Source organism: Rhizobium acidisoli (genome assembly GCF_002531755.2).
GTDB classification, from domain to species: Bacteria; Pseudomonadota; Alphaproteobacteria; order Rhizobiales; family Rhizobiaceae; genus Rhizobium; species Rhizobium acidisoli.
The window spans coordinates 33145-51744 of sequence record NZ_CP035000.1; the positions used below are offsets into that span (position 1 = coordinate 33145).

At 61.8% G+C, this 18600-nt stretch carries 15 protein-coding genes and 3 pseudogenes; 5 read left to right on the plus strand and 13 right to left on the minus strand.

The features are described 5' to 3' along the window. Window positions 1–13: 13 nt before the first annotated feature. Window positions 14–4652: pseudogene (gene traA, locus CO657_RS25790) on the minus strand (Ti-type conjugative transfer relaxase TraA). 174 nt (window positions 4653–4826) lie between these two features. On the opposite strand from traA, the gene CO657_RS25795 reads away from it, so the two are divergent. Together CO657_RS25795 and traD are read left to right on the plus strand one after the other, a co-directional pair. Continuing rightward, window positions 4827–5114, plus strand: a complete 288-nt coding sequence (locus CO657_RS25795; protein ID WP_054185202.1) for a TraC family protein — start codon at window positions 4827–4829, stop codon at window positions 5112–5114. Further along, a pseudogene (gene traD / locus CO657_RS38305) lies at window positions 5074–5178 on the plus strand (conjugal transfer protein TraD); the annotation flags it as partial. The gene CO657_RS25795 and the pseudogene traD, both read left to right, overlap by 41 nt. Before the next feature lie 181 nt (window positions 5179–5359). Here the strand turns inward: traD and CO657_RS25805 are convergent. Beyond that, window positions 5360–5581 carry a hypothetical protein gene (locus tag CO657_RS25805; protein ID WP_054184720.1) on the minus strand — a complete coding sequence of 74 codons (222 nt, stop codon included), beginning with the start codon at window positions 5579–5581 and terminating at the stop codon, window positions 5360–5362. 327 nt (window positions 5582–5908) lie between these two features. Here CO657_RS25805 and CO657_RS25810 point away from each other — a divergent pair, with 327 nt between their 5' ends. Beyond that, window positions 5909–6163 carry a WGR domain-containing protein gene (locus CO657_RS25810; protein ID WP_054185281.1) on the plus strand — a complete coding sequence of 85 codons (255 nt, stop codon included), beginning with the start codon at window positions 5909–5911 and terminating at the stop codon, window positions 6161–6163. A gap of 142 nt (window positions 6164–6305) precedes the next feature. Here CO657_RS25810 and CO657_RS36925 read toward each other — a convergent pair whose 3' ends face one another. Next, window positions 6306–6470 carry a hypothetical protein gene (locus CO657_RS36925; protein WP_164918691.1) on the minus strand — a complete coding sequence of 55 codons (165 nt, stop codon included), beginning with the start codon at window positions 6468–6470 and terminating at the stop codon, window positions 6306–6308. Window positions 6471–6894: 424 nt separating this feature from the next. Here CO657_RS36925 and CO657_RS25815 point away from each other — a divergent pair, with 424 nt between their 5' ends. After that, window positions 6895–7173: an HU family DNA-binding protein gene (locus CO657_RS25815; protein ID WP_054185204.1), complete on the plus strand. Its 279-nt coding sequence runs from the start codon at window positions 6895–6897 to the stop codon at window positions 7171–7173. 45 nt (window positions 7174–7218) lie between these two features. Here the strand turns inward: CO657_RS25815 and CO657_RS25820 are convergent, their stop codons facing one another. The 10 genes and pseudogenes from CO657_RS25820 to CO657_RS25870 all read right to left on the minus strand — a co-directional run bounded on the left by CO657_RS25820 (window position 7219) and on the right by CO657_RS25870 (window position 17120). After that, complete coding sequence (locus CO657_RS25820) at window positions 7219–7530, minus strand: DUF736 domain-containing protein (protein ID WP_054185205.1); 312 nt, start codon at window positions 7528–7530, stop codon at window positions 7219–7221. A gap of 369 nt (window positions 7531–7899) precedes the next feature. Further along, window positions 7900–8289 carry a hypothetical protein gene (locus tag CO657_RS25830; RefSeq protein ID WP_063856457.1) on the minus strand — a complete coding sequence of 130 codons (390 nt, stop codon included), beginning with the start codon at window positions 8287–8289 and terminating at the stop codon, window positions 7900–7902. Further along, the gene (locus CO657_RS25835; protein WP_054185206.1) at window positions 8286–8531 is read right to left on the minus strand and encodes a type II toxin-antitoxin system Phd/YefM family antitoxin; all 246 of its coding nucleotides are present in this window, start codon (window positions 8529–8531) and stop codon (window positions 8286–8288) included. Before CO657_RS25835 ends, CO657_RS25830 begins: the two co-directional genes overlap by 4 nt. 133 nt (window positions 8532–8664) lie before the next feature. Beyond that, a complete protein-coding gene (locus CO657_RS25840) occupies window positions 8665–9147 on the minus strand; it encodes a hypothetical protein (RefSeq protein WP_054185207.1) in 483 nt (160 codons plus the stop codon). A 247-nt stretch (window positions 9148–9394) separates the two neighbouring features. Beyond that, window positions 9395–10351: pseudogene (locus tag CO657_RS25845) on the minus strand (ArdC family protein). Between the two features lie 293 nt (window positions 10352–10644). Next, window positions 10645–11226: a hypothetical protein gene (locus CO657_RS25850; protein WP_054185208.1), complete on the minus strand. Its 582-nt coding sequence runs from the start codon at window positions 11224–11226 to the stop codon at window positions 10645–10647. A 363-nt stretch (window positions 11227–11589) separates the two neighbouring features. Beyond that, window positions 11590–12525, minus strand: coding sequence for a DUF3991 and toprim domain-containing protein (locus tag CO657_RS25855; RefSeq protein WP_054185209.1), 936 nt, complete (start codon window positions 12523–12525; stop codon window positions 11590–11592). A 938-nt stretch (window positions 12526–13463) separates the two neighbouring features. Further along, window positions 13464–14489: an ABC transporter permease gene (locus CO657_RS25860; RefSeq protein ID WP_054185210.1), complete on the minus strand. Its 1026-nt coding sequence runs from the start codon at window positions 14487–14489 to the stop codon at window positions 13464–13466. A 41-nt stretch (window positions 14490–14530) separates the two neighbouring features. Next, window positions 14531–16072, minus strand: coding sequence for a sugar ABC transporter ATP-binding protein (locus tag CO657_RS25865; protein WP_054185211.1), 1542 nt, complete (start codon window positions 16070–16072; stop codon window positions 14531–14533). Window positions 16073–16157: 85 nt separating this feature from the next. Continuing rightward, complete coding sequence (locus CO657_RS25870) at window positions 16158–17120, minus strand: sugar-binding protein (protein ID WP_054185212.1); 963 nt, start codon at window positions 17118–17120, stop codon at window positions 16158–16160. A 327-nt stretch (window positions 17121–17447) separates the two neighbouring features. On the opposite strand from CO657_RS25870, the gene CO657_RS25875 reads away from it, so the two are divergent. Further along, window positions 17448–18557, plus strand: a complete 1110-nt coding sequence (locus CO657_RS25875; RefSeq protein ID WP_054185213.1) for a LacI family DNA-binding transcriptional regulator — start codon at window positions 17448–17450, stop codon at window positions 18555–18557. Window positions 18558–18600 lie beyond the last annotated feature (43 nt).

Here is an 18600-nt window from a genome sequence, read left to right on the forward strand (position 1 = left end):
TCTCCAGTCGCACCTACAAAATAATCCCGCGCCCACGGTTGACAGCACGCTCGCGCCGTTCCGCGATAATCTGTTCACTGCTTTCTTGGCGGACGGTCTGCTGCAGCACCTTCAACCTGTCCTGCATCGTCGCGAAGGCCGGGCGCTGCGCCGGCGGCACGCGATTGATGAGATCCTTGTCGTTTCGAATAATGGCATCGCGGCCGAAGCGCTCATCGAGCGCCTTGCTGACGGCGGCGAACTCCCGGCGAATGCTCGGGTCGAGAGAACCAATGGAACCGCTCAGCTTCCGACCATTCTTCTTCGCTTCCGTTGTCAGCCGCTGGATCGCCTCTTCCGCAGCTTTCGACAAGCCCGGAATGGCAACCGCCATCCGCCGGCGCTCATCGATGATGGTCTGACGCTCGGCTCCGAGGGTGTTTGCATAGGCGGTCCCAAGCGACCGCAGGCGAGCCGCGGCTTCCGGCACGGCCCGCATCGCCTCTTTCCGCTCCCGGCCGGACGCCAGCATCCGGTCCATCAGACGATCCGAACCGCGCAAAGCCCCATAGGCGGCCGGATCATTGGTCACCGCGGCGGCGATGCGATCAGCAGCAACACCTTTCCGAAGCAGCTCCTCGATCTTGCCGACGGCGCCCGACGGATCGCGCCAGATCATTGTCGCGGCGTTGGCCAATGTACCACGCTGCTGGCGATAGAAGGGGTTGGAGAGCACCCGCAATCGAGCCTCATCGTCGACCGACGTCCTGAACGCGGTGACGGCGGCAAGCATGGGCAGCATGGTGACATTTTCCTTTCCTGACTCTTTGCTCAAATCGGCGCTCGCGCCGGCGACGACTTTCGAACGATCCTGCCGCTCGGTGAGATGCTGCTCTCCGGCAAAACGCTTCACGGCTTCGAACAGCCGGGTCAGTTTCTCGCGCCGGGCGGCCGTCAGATCGTCCGGCATGCGCTCGGCCGTGTTGCGTTCAGCAACCGCATCCGCCTTCCCGGTGAATGCACTCCAGCCAAAGCGGGCCGTTAACGCTTCGCTGACCGCCTTGATTTCCTGCACGATGGTGCGGTCCTCGGCGGCGAGCGCAAAGGCCGTCTTATAGGCGTCGTCCCCGCCCCGGCTGCGCACCGCCTCGACCTCCATCAGGCGCGCCATCGCGCGTTCGGAGAGCGCCGGGATCGACAATGACATATAGGAGCGACGCGTCTGCTCGCGGACTTCGAACCGTTCGGCGTTTCTGCGGAACTCGGTCGCATGGGCCCGCGCCAAGGGAAGCAATTCCTTCACAGCCGCCATGGCGACCTCGCGCTCGTTACGCGCCGCGCGTCCGTCGACGATCAGCTCGGAACCAAGCAGCCGGCCAAGCCGGTCGGGTGCTGCGGCAAGTTCGTCGGAAAGCTTGCGGGGTTCAGTGCCGATATCCGAGGCGAGCGCATTCAGGGCAACAAGTGCTGCATCCGGATCCCGGTAGATCATATTGAGCAGCGGTCGCAGCATCGTTTCGCGCTCCGTCCAGGCCGGTGATGAACGCTGCGCCAGCCGCGCGTCCTCGCCGAGGCTCCTACGGAAATCCGACGCCGGCGGGATCAGATATCGGTCTTCGCCAGCGCTTGCGCCCGAGACGATGTGGGATTCGGTTCGCGCCTCGTTGTAGGCGACCCGCCGTTCTCGCTCGATGGCAAAGCCGAGCGCCACGCTTTGCCCTTTCCCAGAGCTTTTCCACCTGCTCCCTCTTTGCGGCAATCCACGTCCAGCGCCGGGAAAGGCTTTCCTCCATCTCGGCTGCGGCGAGCGAAAGATGATCAAGCCCGCGACGCCGGGCGAAGTCTTGCGCCTGGGCGCGATAACCCGCCTCGCTTTCAAAATCGAGCGTCGTCGTCTTGGCGCCGGAACGCGACAATCGCTCGACGATCTGCTTGAACACCTCCGGCCGATGACTTTCCCGCTCGATGCGCTCCCGGCGGACATAGGCGGTTTCGATCCGGCTGGCCGTCCAGACGTTGCGGTCGACTTCCCTCTCCTCGTAACGCTTCTGACCCGTCGCCTCGTCGACGATAGCAACCTGAACCTTGACCCGCTCGACACCATCCTTGCGCAGCGTGACGGTGTCGCCGTCGGAGATGCCGGCATCCTCGAGCGCTTTCGGCAGGCTCACGCCCCACAGCCGGTGGACGGTTCCATCATCCGTCCTGACATCGCCATAGGGGCTGTCGTCGGCATCCTTGTCCTCGGGCCGGAATTTGGCTTCGCCGGTTTCGACAAGCTCGCCGGTGACGCCGGCGGCGTGATCGACGCGCGGTTTGCGTCCCCATTCCGGTCTCGGCTCAAAATCTTCTTTCGCAGCGTAGAGATCGACGCGGTCACGATGCCGGGTCATCGACACATAGGTCAGATGCCGGTCCATCATGCCGGTGGCGAGCACGAAGGTGCGGTCGACGGTGGCGCCTTGCGATTTGTGGATCGTTGCGGCATAGCCGTGATCGACATTGCGATAACTGTCTTCGCTGAAGACGACCTTGCGGCCATTGTCGAGCAGAACCGACAGCAGCGGATCGCCGCGTTTGTCACCGGTCGCGACGACCGTGCCGAGCATGCCGTTCTTGACGTATTGCGGCCCGGAGTGCTTGGCCCGCGGCTCGAGGAAGCGAGCATTTTCCAGGAAGATGATGCGGTCGCCGACGGCGAAGTCTCGCGTCCCGCGCTCGGTCCGGAAAGCGCGGCTGTCGCTCAACGCCCCCTCCCCAGCCATCACTTCACGCAGCGCCTCGTTCAGGCGTTTGACGTCATCATTGGTGTGGGCGAGCACGAGCAGTTCGTCGCCGCGAAGACGGCCATCCCGTCCCTCGGAAATGGATCCATCGATTGCCTGCTTGCGCGCAGCAGCCCAGTCGGAGACGATGCGATCAATGGTTTCCTCGCGCGTGCCTGCCTCGACCAGGTGGCCCTGTTGAGCATAGGCATCGAGGCCCTTGTCGACTTCACCACGAGCAAAGAGCCGCGAAGCGTCACGCGCCCACCCCTCCCGCTGGCGGCGCACGCCGGCAAGCTCGGCAAAGCCGATCCGTTCGGTGATTGCCCGGAAAGCAGCACCTGCCTGGATCGGCTGCAGCTGCATGGCGTCACCGACGAGAACGACCTTTACCTCAGCCTCTTCGGCAATCTTCAGCACACGGGCCATCTGCTGCGAGGCCACCATGCCGGCCTCATCGATGACCAGCACATCACCGCGATGGAGTGTGTCGCGCCCATTGGCCCAGGCGAGTTCCCACGAGGCAAGTGTGCGCGACGTGATGCCGGAACTGTCTTCCAGCCCTTCCGCCGCCTTGCCGGCAAGGGCGGCACCGATCACCCGGTGCCCCTCGCCTTCCCAGGCAAGACGGGCCGCGGCCAGCAGCGTCGATTTGCCGGCGCCGGCCAGGCCGACGACGGCGGCAATGCCGCTGTCACCGGTGACATGATGGATGGCATCGACCTGCTCCGCATCGAGCCGGAACGGCGTTTGGGGATCGGCGCTCTCGACGCGATCAATCGCCGCTTCAACGTGCCGCCTGGAAACACCGAAGCCACCGCGCGCCGACAATGCCCACGCCGACTGCGCCATGTCATATTCGATACGCAGGATGTCCCGCGTGGTGAACACGGCAGGTTCGGCCGCCTTCCCTGTCTCTGCATCAATCCCCTGCGGCTTCAACATGACCAACTGGTCCGACGCCATCAGCCGGGCGCGGATGTTGGCAAAATCTGCGGGATCGTCGACGTAGCGATGCAGCGCCTTGGCGATATCCCTCTCGTCGAAGGTGGAGCGTTCGTTGCCGAGCTGCTTCAACAGAAGCTCCGGCTCTGCCAGCAACCGATCGGCCATCTCCTGGCGCCGGGCGAGATCGGCGGGTGCGAAGTAGAGCTCCCTGCCCTTGCGGGCGAGTGCCGCCTTCTCCGGCCCGAGGTGTTTTTGCGCGATACCGTCGAGGCCCTGTTCGGCATAGGAGCGACCGTCGAGGCGAATGTCATGACCGGCGAGCGCCAGATGCCGATTGGCCGTTTCCGCCCAGGCAATCTTCCACGCCTTCATCGTTTCCTTGTCACCGGCCCAGACCTTATAGATGATCTTGCCGTTCGGCCGATCGGGAGTGACGACACGCAGCGGCTTGCCGTCCTCTCCCAGAACCGCAACTTTCTTCCGCCCGAATCCTTCCTCCGTCAGCGGCCGGAGCGTCGTCATCAGGTGGATGTGCGGGTTGCCATCCTTGTCGTGATAGACCCAGTCGGCGATCATCCCTTTCGCGGTAAGATTGTCGCGGACGAAGTCGCGCACCAGCGCGATGTTCTCCGCCCGCGTCAGCTCTTCCGGCAGGGCGATGATCAGTTCCCGGGCAAGCTGCGCATCCGCCCGCTTCTCAAAAGCGTCGACGGCATTCCACAGCACTTCGCTCGCCCGGGCGACGGACTGACCTGATATCGCCGACCGTAGCCACGCCGGGATTTGATCGGGCAGCGCCAGTTCCTCATGCATCAGCTCGGCCGTCCCGCCGCGATAGCTGAAGGACGTTCCCACCTGTTCGTCGATCATCCGGGCGCGATGACGATAAGCGGCGGCCGAGACGATGCTGCGTCCGGCTCCCCTGCTGATCACCTGCGCTCTGACGAACATGATCGCCACTGGTATCTCCAGACTGACCAGGCACGTCGCGACAGCGACGTATATTGCGCCCTCGAACCGATCGGACCGTAGGGCCGATGCCGCTGTTTCGGTTGCAGGGTAGCGTACTTTACTATCTTATTATAGTCAGTATAATCGAACATCGCGCTATCTGAACTCGGAAAGGAACCGCGAATGTCGACCAAATCATCGATCTCCGACCTCGACGCCCAGATCGAGAGGCTGCGCGAACGCAAACGTCTATTGATCGTCAAATCGGCCGAGCGCTTTGCCCGCGCTGCGACGAAATCCGGCCTGGCCGAGATGGAGATCGCCGATGAGGAGGTCGATCGTATCGTCGAGGAGATCGCCGCGCGGTTTCGCAAGGGGGAAAAGAAAGGGGTCGTTGTCCCTGCTCCTCAAACGCGTCGACCAGCAGATAATGGTCCTGGAGCGGAGGGGCAGGTTTCAAATGACGGCTGAACGCAAGCGCGACACGCGGGAAAGAATCCTGCTCGGCGGGATCGTCGTCAAGGCTGGGTTGGCTGGAGGATAATTACAGCGTCGGAGATATTAGAAACCGGCGGCAGAGGGATACGCCCCGGTTCGAGTCGAACCGTCTGCGCCGGCTAGAATGACGGTGATCGGCGCCTCGAAAGGTCGGCTCGGCGCTTACGCGGCTCTCGAGTTCGGCCCGAATCACCCGCGGCCTCGACCGCCAAATCGACCTATGTTTCGGGAGCACCGTCGAGCAAGCCGTCATATAATTCCAGCAGCACGTCGGTGATCGCCTGTCCGAGAGCGTTGCCTGCGGAGCGGAGATCTTCTTCACTACCGTCACGGGCCGCCTTGGCTAGCTCAAAGCCTTGCTCGCCGACGATCTGCTTTGCCGCTTCGATCGCCCAGAGCCCGAAGTCGCCTCGGCTGTCGATTTTGATTGTCTCGTCCATTGTTGATTCCAGCTTGCCGCTAGCGAGAGGTTTAACCGACACCCCCGCGATGGCAAAGTGCGGTGCGGGCAATATCCCCAAACTAGGAACCATCCATCACCGTTTTGAACCGAGGGGATCACCGAGAGTGATCGTTACCGCAGGCCGAGACGGCGACGCCGGCTCGGGGAGCAGCGGAACGGCGCGAGCAGCGCACGCCCGGCCATAGGCCGCTCGCCAGCAGGCTGCGCCTCCAACGGAGCATTCATCACCAGCATGAATCGAACGGAACTGACCGATTCAAAAGTGTCGTTGGACGCCGAGATCGGGACGGGCAATGCTCTGACCATGCTGACCCAGCCGTACTATTTCTATGCCGAACGCACGGACAGGACGAAGAACATGGCGCGCTTCTACGCCCTGTCGATTGAGCCGACGCTGTTCGGAACACCATGCCTGACGCGAACCTGGGGCCGCATCGGTGCACGCGGGCAATCGAAGATCCACGTCTTCGCCAGAGAAGAAGAGGCGGTGTCACTGTTCCTCGAACTTCTCCGCCAGAAGAGTTCTCGCGGCTATCGCCCGAAAGGCCACAGTCGGTAGGTAGCCTCCTCATCTGCCCTCGCCCGCCAAAAGAAGTAGTAGAAGCGGGTCTCCCTTTAACATTGCATGCGAAGCGGAGCTTCAGGCCTGACGCGCCGGTCGATCCGGTGGGTCAGGCTTGGTGACGCAGAAAAAGCCTCCTTTAAAAGGGAGGCTCGGAGGTGGCCCAGCCTTGTTCTTCGGCGATGATCACGGCAACCTCGGCGCGTGCCAGCTCCAGCTCGACTTCGATCTCGCGACGCTCGGCCGGATCAATTGCTTCCCGCAGTTCCAGCCGAAGTTCTTCCATGTGTTGTTCCAGCAGCATCGTCGTCATCTCCTTGTGGACGTGAAAGACGATGTGCCCGGTCATGGCGGGATGGAGGGGTCAGGGATCGCGTCAGCGACCGGCGGAGCCGGCGAGTGGGGGTGCCGATTTTGTCGGAGCGGAGGGAACCGGAGCGGAGGCAAAATTGGGGGCACCGCTCGTCCTTGAGGCCTTCATGCCGCCATGGCACCCTTGGACGGACTGAGCAGATAATACCTCTCCGTATGGCACCTTCTTCAAGCCTTCTCGAAGGTCGAAGGCTATCGAGGATAGCGCGTTCTTTGGCGGCTTGGGTCCAAAGCCAGTTGACGGCCCGGAAACTGTGGAAAGCCGGGGCCTGCGACGACATTTGCCACAACACGTCAATGACAGACGTCAAATAGAATGGCACGGATTTGGCGTCACACCTGATGCGGAGACGAAAATGACCACCACCAATGAAATCGCTGACAAGATTGCAACTGACCACAGCCTGACCAAAGCCCAGGGCAAGGTGGTTGTCGAGGCGGTGATCGCTGCGATTACGGCAGCCGCCGTCGCCGGCAACGAAACGTCGCTTCCGGGCTTCGGCAAATTCAAGGTCAAGGCGACACCGGAGCGCGAGGCTCGCAATCCAGCAACCGGGGCGACCATCAAGGTCGCCGCTGCCAAAAAGCTGGCTTTCACGCCAGCCAAGGCGCTGAAGGATGCGCTCAACAAGTGACAGGGAAAAGCCCCACTCGAATCGAGCGGGGCTTTTCAAGTTTCGTCAACGGCGGGTGTTGCGCGACCAGATGAGCTGCAGACCTTCCTGGCCCTGGACTTCGGTGAGCGTCGCGTAGATCGGGGCTGCAAAGCTCGGGTCATCGAGCTTCACCGAGATGTAGTCGCGCTCGCTCTCGCGGGCCTGCTTCTGCCAGCCTGCGCCGAACTCGACATTGCCGGCCAGGACTCGGAAATCGGGAGCGTCCTCCGACGAGCGTTCGACGCGGACGATCTTTGCCTTGACGTTGAGGTTGAGGGTCTTGATGGTACCTGAGAAGCCGTTTTCAGAAGCGGTGAAAGAGCCAATAGTAGCCATTGTCGTCATCCTTTTCAGTTGCTCGGGCCGCGCCCATCGCGGCCTCGATGGCTGTCGACAAGACCGGAGACGATCGGACCGCACCCCTCGGGCCGTAACGAAGTGGAGGACGGCCGTTGGCCGAGGCTTTCTTGTTTCGCGAGGAATGGCGGCCTAGCCGGCCAGGGGAAGAAAACGAGCCGGCCGTTGCGGATGCCGAGCGAGCCGAACAGCGTGAGGCGGCCTTCGGTCAGACATGCCCCATCGAGACCGCAGTGGGTGTGCCTTGCCCACATTGAAGGAAGAGGCCATGGCACCGTCGGCGTCACTTCGTCTCCGACGGCGCCGGATCTATCGATCCCTCTTTCCGACAACACGAGCCGATCGTCGTTACGAACGCGCGATGCCTGCGAGTTTTCGGGCCGCGGCCGCCTGTTTGACGGCGCCGGCGATGATCCCGAGAAAGGCCGGGCTGAAGCTGCCAATCGGTGTAGTCGTCTCGAAGTCGAATGCCTTGTCGAGTTCAACCCGATTATATTCGTCGAGAATGATCCAGCAGGGGAAATCCAGCCCGGCGCGACGGCACTCCATCTGGCTGATGGAAAGGGACAGCCGCTCGGTGCCGGGCGATTGCAACGTGATGGGGAAAAGAAAAACTGCGCCTGGGACCGCGGCGGTGCGAACGACGGCACAAACGGGTCTCGCCTTGCGGCCCGACTCTTCTCCCGCCGACGCCTGACGGCTCCATAGATAATAAAACCGGACGCTGCCCAGGCTCAAGCATTGTCATTCCCGATGATATCATCAAGGCCGGTCATCAATTCCTGATGAACGTCTTCAGGCGCCTCGATAAGGTCGTAGGCCTGCGTATGGGAACGCCCGATCAGCTTTCGATATTGCTCGGCCGTTAGAATGACGAGTTTGTCCTTGCCACGTTTTGTCAGGCTCACCGGTTCGATAAGAGCAGCCTCGAGGATTTCGCCGGAGGCTCTATTCATGTCTGAGAAGGTAAACTGCTTCATGGCCATATCTCCAAGTGAATTACCTATAATACGTATTCTATGCGATTCATGCAATTGGATTGGTGACGATCGGCCGGATGATTAAGCGCGGCGAGGAGCGTGATGCGCCCCTCGCTGTGAGGGCTGATCTATGTCAGCCGATCTTGTGTGCCAACGAAGCGACGGGCCTGAAAGCAATTCCTGTCTGCCGCACAATATCCCGTATCAAGGGCGCCACAGAGCCCAATTCTTCATCGGTCAGCGAAACCAATGCGGGGTAGTCGACGTGGACGCCAGCGTCATCGACGGTCAAGGCGCTGATCCAGCGTCCTCCGTCAAGGCGAAACTCGTGAGTGTCGTAGTCGATATCGAGCTCATCGAGAAGATTGATGGTGAACCGCCCAAAAATCTCGATTTCGCGCTCCAATCGGAAAGCCGCAAATTCCTCGCCGACCAACACTCGCTGCTCCAAATCCATGATGGTTCGAACCCGATCGATGGCTGCATCGAGCCCCTCAATCAGACGATCGTGAAGCGCTTGGGAAAATGCGCTATCGCAACCGAGGCGGTTTGCAAGGACGATCAGGCGGAAGCCGGCGAGATTGGCGTAGAGCGTGAGATTATCGTCGGATGTCATAATGTGATCTCCTTCATCTTGATGACGGAGATCGGCCACTCCCTCGCAAAGAGGGGTCAAGGACCGCGGAACGCGGCTTGCAAGCGGGGGAGCCGATTTTGTCGCCCGCGGCAAAATTGGGGGTACCGCGCCGTCCTTGACGCCGGATTTGCGGGAGTAGAATAGGACGTCAGAGAGAAGAGACCCGCGTCCCCAAAGGGGACGCGACCGTTTCCGACGCAGTCGGCATATTGTCTTGCAGCGATGTCTAGGCCGCATCCTGTCGCGACTGTGGCTGCAGACCGTGAAGAAATGCCACCGACCGCTGGGCCTGGGCCGCCGCCTGAACGATGAAGCGCTTGTCGTTCTTCAAGACCAAGAGCCACTACGCAAGATAACTCGCGTGGTCTGGGCGAGGCTCCATCTCCGGCACGATGCCGAGATCGGCTGCGAGAAAAACCGCACCGAGTTCGGCGATCAATTCTTCGCAGGCGCGTTCACTGCGATCCTTGGAATATCGGGACAGGTCGCGGTTGAGGCGGTGCGCCGCGCCTGCCCAATGGATGCTCTCGTGCGCGAGCGTTGCGTAATAGCTTTCGACGTCGCGGAGGGTCTCGATCGGCGGCATCTGGATCATGTCTGGGACCGGCGCATAAAAGGCTTTCGCCCCGCCGTGGCGGATGATGGCACCGGTGGCTGCGAAGAAGGCATCGGCATCCGCGAGCCGGTCGAACGGCCGTTGAACGATGTCATGGCGCATATTGGCGTAACGGTCACCGAGACCATCGATCTGTTCGACGTTGAAGACCGTGTAGGCCTTGAGGAAGGCTATGTCGCGCTCGACGTCGCGGCCGCCGCTGTCGGTCTCCGTCTTCGTGACGCGGTTGGCGTAGACCACCATCGAGCCGGTCTCGCCCTTTCGAACGCTTGCTCCGAGCTCGCGTGCTTGCCTGAACGTCATCCAGGTCGATGCACCGTAACCACGCGCCATCGCTTCCGACCACAGCAACAACACGTTGATGCCGGAATAGGGTTCGCCATTGTGGCGCAAGGGCCGTGAGACGCGGCCCGTCAGATGAGCGCCGTTCCAGGGTTGCACCCAGGGGCGCACCCCCTCTTCAAGGGCGGCGGTGATCTTGGCGGTGATGCGCGCATAGACATCGGCGCGCGGTTCCGTCGTGGTTGCCGCCCCGTTTTCAACTTCTTTCGTGATCCTGTTTTCCATCATCTTATCTCCTGTCCGTGGACCGCGCCGATCGCGGTTCGCCACGGCGGTCGAAAAAGCGGCGTCCGGAGGCGGCGCACCCGCTGGGAGACGAGATTGAATGTTGGAAACTTGGGAGGCGGGCCGGAACGGAGTGGAGGACGGGTTGCCCGTTGCGTCCGTCCATCTCCGGCGCCGCTAGACCGCCTACCGGGACGAACCGCAATCGGCGTTGCGATCTCAGCACAAGGAAAGCCGGCGCGCAAAACGCGCCGGCTTCGTGGGATTGAGAGAAGGGGCTTTCGCCCCTTCGATCAATCGAAGGCCGACATCTGCAGCGAGGCTGCTTTCTGGTCGATCGTCGGCGCTGCAATGGCCGAGCCGTTGTGCTCATAAGGCTTCCAGGTCTCGCCTGTGATGTCCTCGTAGGCCGAGACCGCGCCTTCAGCCGCCATGCGAAGGACGTGAGCCTGCAGGCCCATGTCGGCGGCAAACTCGCGCTTGCGCTGGGCGCGGCTGTCGAAACCGACTGGCCCGTCAAGATCTTCGTCGCGAAGCTCGCTTGCGAGCTTTGTGGTGAGGTCGCGTGCCTCGGTCACCGAGCGGCTGTAGAATTGGCCGGCACCGTGGGCCGAGCCGATGAAGGAGCCGACCATGCGCTGCATGTGGATCTGCATGGCTTTCTCCCCGAGGCCGTCCTTGAGCGCCTCGGCGCTCTCGATCAGCTGGCTGCGATGCAGGTCACGAATGCCGTCACTGTCGATGACGGGAAGGCCGAAGCTTTCGGAGATGCGCAGCGCCTGGGCGCTGTCCGGGCAGGCGTGGCGGACCATTTCGAGGGTGGTGGCGCGCTGGGCGGCCGGGCGGGCTTTTGCAGAACGGTTGAGCGATGCCATGGTCGATGTCCTTGTCTGTCTGGTTAAGCAAAGCCCGAGGGTCCGTTCATCCGGTGCTGTCCCTCGGGTGCGGTCGATATGGAACCGGGCAAGCGGCCCGGCCCAAGGCCAGGACGATGCGGGACAAGCGAGGTGGGGTTGCGGAGGCCGCTGGCCGGGAAGCGGTCTGCGGAAAACGCGGCCACGTCTTGCGAAGCACGCGTCGAGACTGCCGCCACGCGGCGCGGAACGCGGCCTTTGACCGGGAAGCGACCGGTTCAGACCGCAGCAAAACCGAGGGGCGGTACGTGATGAACTATCAACGACCGGTGCTCGCCTGAAGCGACATCGACGCGAATAGAAACGCCTTCAGCGCTGCCGCTGTTACCGCCGGAGCGTTTGCCGATCGGACGGAAAGGCCGAACCCCATTCCCGCTTGCGTTGAAGGTCTTCATTCCAGTCGGCCGCCCGCGGCAACAGACGGATGAAGTCACAGCCAGCACGGTCAGCGATCTGGCGCAGCCGATCAGCATAGACCTCCCCTTGCGGGTCAGCATCGGTGGCGGCGACCAACATCGCGCCAGCGGCGGTTGCCTTGATGGCCTCAACGGTTGACGGTGACCAGCCGCCACCGGTGCTGGCGTAAAGCGTATCGACACGCTGCCTCTCAATTGCGGCCAGGCTGAGTGCATCTATTGCTGCTTCTGTGATGCAGACCCGGGGCGACGTCGGCTTTCCGAACCGATAGAGCGTCTTCGTACCGCCTGAGGAAAATCCCCGCCACGTGGGTCCCCGCTCTTCCCAGCCGGTGAGACCACCCTTGCCATCTTCGTGACGAAACCACGTACTGCCGTAAGGGCCTTGCCTGACGACGTCGGCGCGTGCAGCTACATTCAACAGAACCGGTGGCAATGCACGTTCATGATGCAGATAGCGACCGGCGGCGGAGTTGAGAACGAGAGCTGGGCGGCCGTCCCAGCGCTCAATGAGCGGCGACGGCGCGCCGCGCCTGATCCTTAATCCGGGCGGCGAAAAACCTGGTGGGCAATCGACACCGGCTAGGCCTCCCACCCTCTCGACAGATACGTTGAACGGGATCCGGTCGAGAAGGCAGGCAAGCGCAAAGACATCGCCCTTGTTGTCAGACAGCGGGTCGAACCAGCCGGCACCATCGTGGGTAACGATGACGATTTCGCCGCCGCGTCTGAACTTCAAGGCACGCCTGGTGCTCTCCTGCTTGTCCAATAGAAAGCCGGCCGCGACCAGGACGCTCGCGCAGGAGACTTTCGAGCGTACCAATTCAATTTGTTGCCGATCCATTTTTCTTCTCCTCTTTGTCCCTCCGACACGGAGGGTCACCCATCTGCCGGCGCGAAGACCGGCGGCTGCAAGGGCGCGGCGGGAACTCGAGAGAGATTGTGAGGATGTCTGCGGCGAAGCTTCCCTTGCGGCCGCCGGGTCGCAAGCGCAACCGCGTCAGGGATGGAGGCTCGGGTGAAGTCCTGCCATGACGGGCTTCAGCATGCTGACAGCCCGGGCCCCTAGGCGACGCCCCAAATTTCAAGTTTTGGTTATAGGAGACGGAGCGCTGGAACCTCTTCAGTTGGGGCATCGAAAGAACGGCTGGCGCGAGTCACCGCAAAACGTTGGCCGACGATCGCAGCTTGTCGATGATCCACGCTTGGACAGCAGCTTGCTTGCCAGCGCCCACGCGTACGGAACGACTATCTGACGAGATAGGATTGATGGAGTTTGCGATGCGCTGCATTGCTATCAACTATCAACCGTAATCCTTTGACGGATGGAGACATGGCCATGGCAGAACCATCGATGGCTGTTGGCATTCCCGAGGATATCAGGGCAGACGTCCAGTCGGCGGCGGACCGCGAGGGCCTGCGGGTGGCAGAATGGATCAGCCGTGCGCTCAGGCGCGAGATCGCTCACCAGCCCTGGAATTTTGAACCGCAGTGGCCAACCCTGGGATGCGCCACCTGGCGGCGCGGGCCAATGTGCCGATTGTTGGCTTCCACACCCAAAACATCGACATTGGCATTGCCCAGCACGTCAAGAGGCGAGACTTTCGCATCTCCAACTGGCCCAACTGTCGCATACGCATTATGGAGCACAGGCTACCAACCAGGCAACCGTGCGGCGCACCGCGTGAATGCAGACACAACTTCATGCTGTTGTCTTGTTCTCACGCAGCATCGCGCCTTCGGAGCGCAAACTCGACCGGGCGGCACGGCTTGTCGTCTGATTTAGTCCTGATTCGCAGCCACCGGCAAACTACCTTCGTTCGAATGGCGGGTTTCGGTCTGCCGGGCGGCGGAGATAACGCGGCGCTTTGCGCGGATGGCATGCCATTGCTGGTCGATCAGGACGCCGATGAGGATCACGCCGCCCATGACGGCGAAATTCAGCGATGACGGGATGCCAAGCAGATTGACGAGATTCTGCAGCTCCTGGAGCAGGACCGTGCCGAGCACGACGCCGACGATCGAGCCCTCGCCGCCGCGCAGCGAAAAGCCGCCGAGGACGGCGGCGGCAATCGCGTAGAGTTCGTAGAACTGGCCATGGCTCGCCGGCGAGATCGAGCGTGTGTACATGGCGAAATAAATCGCCGAAAGCGCCGTCAGCAGGCCGCAGATGACATAGGCCGACATGATCATGCGGCCGGTGCGGATACCGGAATAGCGGGCCGCTTCCTCATTCTTGCCGATCGCGTAAAGATAACGCCCGAAGACCGAGCGATGCAGCATGATCCACATGACAACGGCAATGATAACGAGTGCGATGAAGGAGTTGGGAACGCCGTAGAACCGTCCGGCGGTCAGAAATTCGAGCTCCGGAAAATTCTGGCCAAATGCAAAGCCCGCCGTCCCGTCGGCGGTGTAGAAGCGCGCTGCCCCGCGATAAATCAGCAGGCCGCAGAGGGTGACGACGAAGGGCTGCAGGTTGAGCCGGGTGATCAGCCAGCCGTGCACGGCGCCGATGACCGCGCCAAGCGCGAGAATAAGCGGCAGCGCCAGCATCCAGGACATATCCTGGACCGCGATGAAATCGACGAACAACACGCCGAGAAGTGCGACGAGCGAGCCGACGGAAAGCTCGATACCGCCGGTAATGATGACAAAGGCCTGGCCGATCGACAGGATGCCGAACAGGCCGATCAGGTTGGCGGTGTTGGCCAGGTTGATCGGCAGCAGGAAGCGCGGATTGATGATGGCGACGACGATGCCGACGACGACGATCAAAAGCAGCAGTCCAAGATCTTTTTTGACCATTCGAGATCCATTCCCCGATACTTGTCTATTGGCCGCAGCCGCTATTTTACGCTTTTGCCGACAGCAAGCAAAAGGACGCTTTCCTGGCTGAATTCGTCCTCTTCCAATATGCCGGCGATCTGGCCCTCGTGCATGACGGCGATGCGGTCGGAAACGCCGATCACCTCTTCCATGTCGCTGGAGATCATCAGGACCGCGACCCCGGCATCGGCAAGCGCTCGCATCAGGCCGTAAATCTCGTTCTTGGCGCCGATATCGATGCCGCGAGTCGGCTCGTCGAAGATCATCACCCTCGGGCTCATCGACAGCCATTTGGCCAGCACCACCTTCTGCTGGTTGCCGCCGGACAGAGTGCCGGTTCGCGTCGAAACGGAAGGCGCCTTAATTGCCAGGCGAAGGCGCTGCTTTTCGGCCGCCGCCGTCTCCCGTTCGGCAGAAAGCATGAAGCGGCTGGAAAGCTTCGGAAGATCGGCAAGGGTGATATTCTGGGCGATCGGGAAATCGAGAAGAATGCCGTTGCGCTTGCGATCCTCCGGCACCAGGAAAATGCCGCGATCAACGGCGTCGCGGGCGGAACGGACGGAAATTTCCTGCCCGTCCTGCAGGATGCTTCCGCCATAGCTCCGGTCGATGCCGAAGAAGACCCTTGCAAGCTCGGTACGGCCGGACCCGACGAGGCCCGCAAGCCCCATGATTTCTCCATAGCGGATTTCCAGATCGACGGGACGGCCGGGATAGGCCTCGGTGCGCACGCCGCTTGCCTTCAGCGCCACCGAGCCCGGCGAGCGCTGCGGTTTTGCGGTCCGGGCCGCAAGCACCCTGCCGATCATCAGCTTGACCATCTGATCGTGGCCGATGTCTTTCCTGGCGAGCGTGCCGACAAGCGTGCCGTCGCGCAGCACGACGACCCGGTCTGCGACGCGCTCAACCTCGTGGAGGCGATGCGAGATGAAAATGACGCTGATGCCATCGGCTTTCAGCAATTTGATAATGCTGAGCAGCCGCTCGGTTTCGTCCAGCGGCAGGCTGGAAGTGGGCTCGTCGAAGATAACGAGCCTGGCGTTGATGGACAGCGCCTTGGCGATTTCCACCATCTGCTGCTCGGCAAGGGAAAGCGACGCCACCGGCGTGTCGGCGGAAAAATGCGCGCCTACGCGCTTCAGGAGCGGCTTCGCCATGCCTCGCAGCCGATCGCGATCGACGAGCTTGAAAGGTCCGGCCTTCAGCGGCTCGCGGCCGAGGAAAATATTGGCCGCCACGTCGAGATTGTCGAAGAGATTGAGTTCCTGATGCACGAAGGCGATGCCGGATGAAATGCTCGACTCCACCGTGAGACGACGATGCTCGGCCCCGTCGAGGAGGATCGTGCCTCGGTCGGGCCCGATCACGCCGCCAAGAATCTTCATCAGCGTCGATTTTCCAGCCCCGTTCTCGCCGACGAGGCCGATAACCTCCCCGGGCATGATGTCGATCGACAGGCCCTCGAGCGCAACGACGCCCGGATAGGTCTTGCCGACGCCGGAAAGCGACAGGAACGGCGTTGCGGGCGGGTCCGGTGACGGAATGTCGGAGCTATGGTTCATCGCCTGTCCATGGCTGCTGCTCTCATGCTGTGTCGGCACAAAGTGTGCGTCGCGGCGGCGGCAAGCACCGCTGCCGCGAAAGAGATTATTTTCCAGCCATGGCCTTCAGGCTGGCGGCATATTTGTCAACGTCATCCTTACCGATGATCACCGTCGGGATGATGATCAGGCCGTTGCTGGGAACGCCTGATTTGTCGCCCTTGAGATAGGCGGCCATCAGCTTCATGCCCTGATAGGCCCACTCGAACGGCTGCTGCACGACGGTCGCTGCGATCGTGCCTTCCTTGACGCCGCCGAGCGTGATCGGATCGTCATCGAAGCCGACGACGGTGATCTGGCCGAGTTTGCCGGCGTCGCGCAGCGCCTCGTAGATGCGCGGCGTATTGTAGGAATAGAAGCCGACCATGCAGGTGACATCGGGGCTGGCCACCAGCGCGTCCTCGACGTTCTTCTTTGCGCGCGTCTGGTCGATATCGTCGCCGCGGACATCCGCCAGCTCGATCTTCGTGCCCTTCAGGCCGTCCTTCATGCCCTGGATGCGTTCCTTGGCATTGTCGGCGCCGAGCAGGCCGACGAAGCCGATGCACTTGCCGCCGTCCGGCATCGCCTTCTTGGCGATTTCGGCGGCCTGCATCCCGGCGTCGACATTGGACGAGCCGATATAGGCGACGCGGTTGGTCTGCGGCGCGTCGCTGTCGGTCGTGAAGAGAGCGGTCTGCGAGCCGATCTTATTCAGGCCGTCCGTCTGGGTCTTGGGATCGACGGCGGAGACCATGATCCCCTTGACGCCGGCGCTGACGAGATCTTCCATGAGACGCTGCTGAATGGCGACGGCCGCCTGCTCAGGATATTTCAGTTCCATCTGGTAGTCCGGCATTTCGGCCTGAGCCTTCTTCACCCCCGCCTCTGCGGCCTTCCAGAAATCGGACGCTCCGTTGACGACGAAGGCAAGTGTCGGCTTGTCGGCGGCATGCGATACGGCAGCCGGCGCCGCGCTCAGCATCAAACCGGCGAAGAACAGGGCTGCATTGCGTTTCAGCTGTTTCATAATACACCTCCCGAGGGGCCGCAGTCGCATGGGCCCGTTTTCGACTTACGGCCGGCCGGATGCGCCCCCTCCCAGGGCCGTCGCGCAGCGACGAATGGCATTGGTTCCGATCGCTCCGTGACGGTATAGAAGAATTTTAATTAGTAAATAGTATTATCAATGCGGATCAAAACATTTCATCATGCACCGACCAGAATGCAATTTTGTACTGGCAATCTCCAGCAACTGCCGGCATTGCAGCAAAGTGATGCAATTGCCAACGCTTTCAGATAGATGCTAATACTCATTACCAAATCAGCAAATCCAAGCAGAGACAAGCTTTCCCGAATGCGACAAGCCAAGAGCCCAAAGAGCAATAAGCCGGCCGCGGACAAGCCTGCCCGCGTGACGATGATGGATATCGCCGCCGCGGCCGGCTGCTCGCAGGCGGCCGTCTCCTTCGTTCTCAACCACACACCCGGCACCCGTATCTCGCAGCAGACCCGCGACCGCGTATGGGAGGCGGCACGGGCGCTTGGCTATACCGGGACGACTTATACGGCGAAGGCCTCTTATTCGGGGCTGGACAACGTGATCGGTTTCGCCGTGGATCAGCTTGCCACCAGCCCGGAAGCGATCGTTGCGATCGAAGGGGCGCGGCAAGCCTCCTGGAACGCCGGCAATGTCTTGTTAGTCGCCCAGACGCTCAGTGATCCTGTCATGGAGCCGAAAGCCATCAAGGCGTTGACGAGCGGCGGCATATCGGCGCTCATCTATATGACGATCTATACCCGCCAGATCGAGCTTCCCTCCTATATCGGCAAGCTCAACATCCCGACGGTCCTCTTGAATTGCTATACGGCGGACCATGCTTTTCCAGCCGTCGTGCCAAGCGAGATCGCCGGAGGGCAGAGTTCCACGCGGCATCTGATCACGCACGGGCACCATCGCATCGCGACGATCACCGGCGAAATCTGGATGCAGGCTGCACAGGACCGGCTGACGGGATATCGCCGGGCGCTCGCGACCGCCGATATCCCCTTCGATCCGGAATTGGTCATCGAAGGCGACTGGTCGGCCGGTGCCGGTTATGCCGCCACGATGAAACTGCTTGCTCTGAAAGAGCCGCCGACCGCGATCTTCTGCCAGAACGACCGCACGGCGATCGGCTGCTACGAAGCGCTCAAGGATGCGGGACTTCGCATTCCCCAGGACATGTCGGTGGTGGGTTATGACGACGAGGAAATTTCACGCCACCTCGTCCCCCCGCTGACCACATCGGTCCTACCCCATCTTGCCATGGGCCAATGGGCGATCGAACATCTCAACCCGGAAACCATGCCCGGCAAGCGCTATCCGATCGCCAAGCTCGAATGCTCGCTCGTCAAGCGCCATTCCGTCGCCGCGCCGCGGGCCGCGGCGCAGCAGATCCTCGATGGCGTTCACGCCTCGCCGTAGGATCGTCTCGCACCGCGGCCCTGTATCGGTCACTCAGGAACGG

Excerpts from the sequence above, each read along its gene's own strand:
- CO657_RS25795 (WP_054185202.1), top strand. The coding sequence starts at position 4,827 with ATGTCGACCAAATCATCGATCTCCGACCTCGACGCCCAGATCGAGAGG.
- CO657_RS25805 (WP_054184720.1), bottom strand. The coding sequence starts at position 5,581 with ATGGACGAGACAATCAAAATCGACAGCCGAGGCGACTTCGGGCTCTGG.
- CO657_RS25810 (WP_054185281.1), top strand. The coding sequence starts at position 5,909 with ATGCTGACCCAGCCGTACTATTTCTATGCCGAACGCACGGACAGGACG.
- CO657_RS36925 (WP_164918691.1), bottom strand. The coding sequence starts at position 6,470 with ATGCTGCTGGAACAACACATGGAAGAACTTCGGCTGGAACTGCGGGAA.
- CO657_RS25815 (WP_054185204.1), top strand. The coding sequence starts at position 6,895 with ATGACCACCACCAATGAAATCGCTGACAAGATTGCAACTGACCACAGC.
- CO657_RS25820 (WP_054185205.1), bottom strand. The coding sequence starts at position 7,530 with ATGGCTACTATTGGCTCTTTCACCGCTTCTGAAAACGGCTTCTCAGGT.
- CO657_RS25835 (WP_054185206.1), bottom strand. The coding sequence starts at position 8,531 with ATGAAGCAGTTTACCTTCTCAGACATGAATAGAGCCTCCGGCGAAATC.
- CO657_RS25840 (WP_054185207.1), bottom strand. The coding sequence starts at position 9,147 with ATGACATCCGACGATAATCTCACGCTCTACGCCAATCTCGCCGGCTTC.
- CO657_RS25850 (WP_054185208.1), bottom strand. The coding sequence starts at position 11,226 with ATGGCATCGCTCAACCGTTCTGCAAAAGCCCGCCCGGCCGCCCAGCGC.
- CO657_RS25855 (WP_054185209.1), bottom strand. The coding sequence starts at position 12,525 with ATGGATCGGCAACAAATTGAATTGGTACGCTCGAAAGTCTCCTGCGCG.
- CO657_RS25860 (WP_054185210.1), bottom strand. The coding sequence starts at position 14,489 with ATGGTCAAAAAAGATCTTGGACTGCTGCTTTTGATCGTCGTCGTCGGC.
- CO657_RS25865 (WP_054185211.1), bottom strand. The coding sequence starts at position 16,072 with ATGAACCATAGCTCCGACATTCCGTCACCGGACCCGCCCGCAACGCCG.
- CO657_RS25870 (WP_054185212.1), bottom strand. The coding sequence starts at position 17,120 with ATGAAACAGCTGAAACGCAATGCAGCCCTGTTCTTCGCCGGTTTGATG.
- CO657_RS25875 (WP_054185213.1), top strand. The coding sequence starts at position 17,448 with ATGCGACAAGCCAAGAGCCCAAAGAGCAATAAGCCGGCCGCGGACAAG.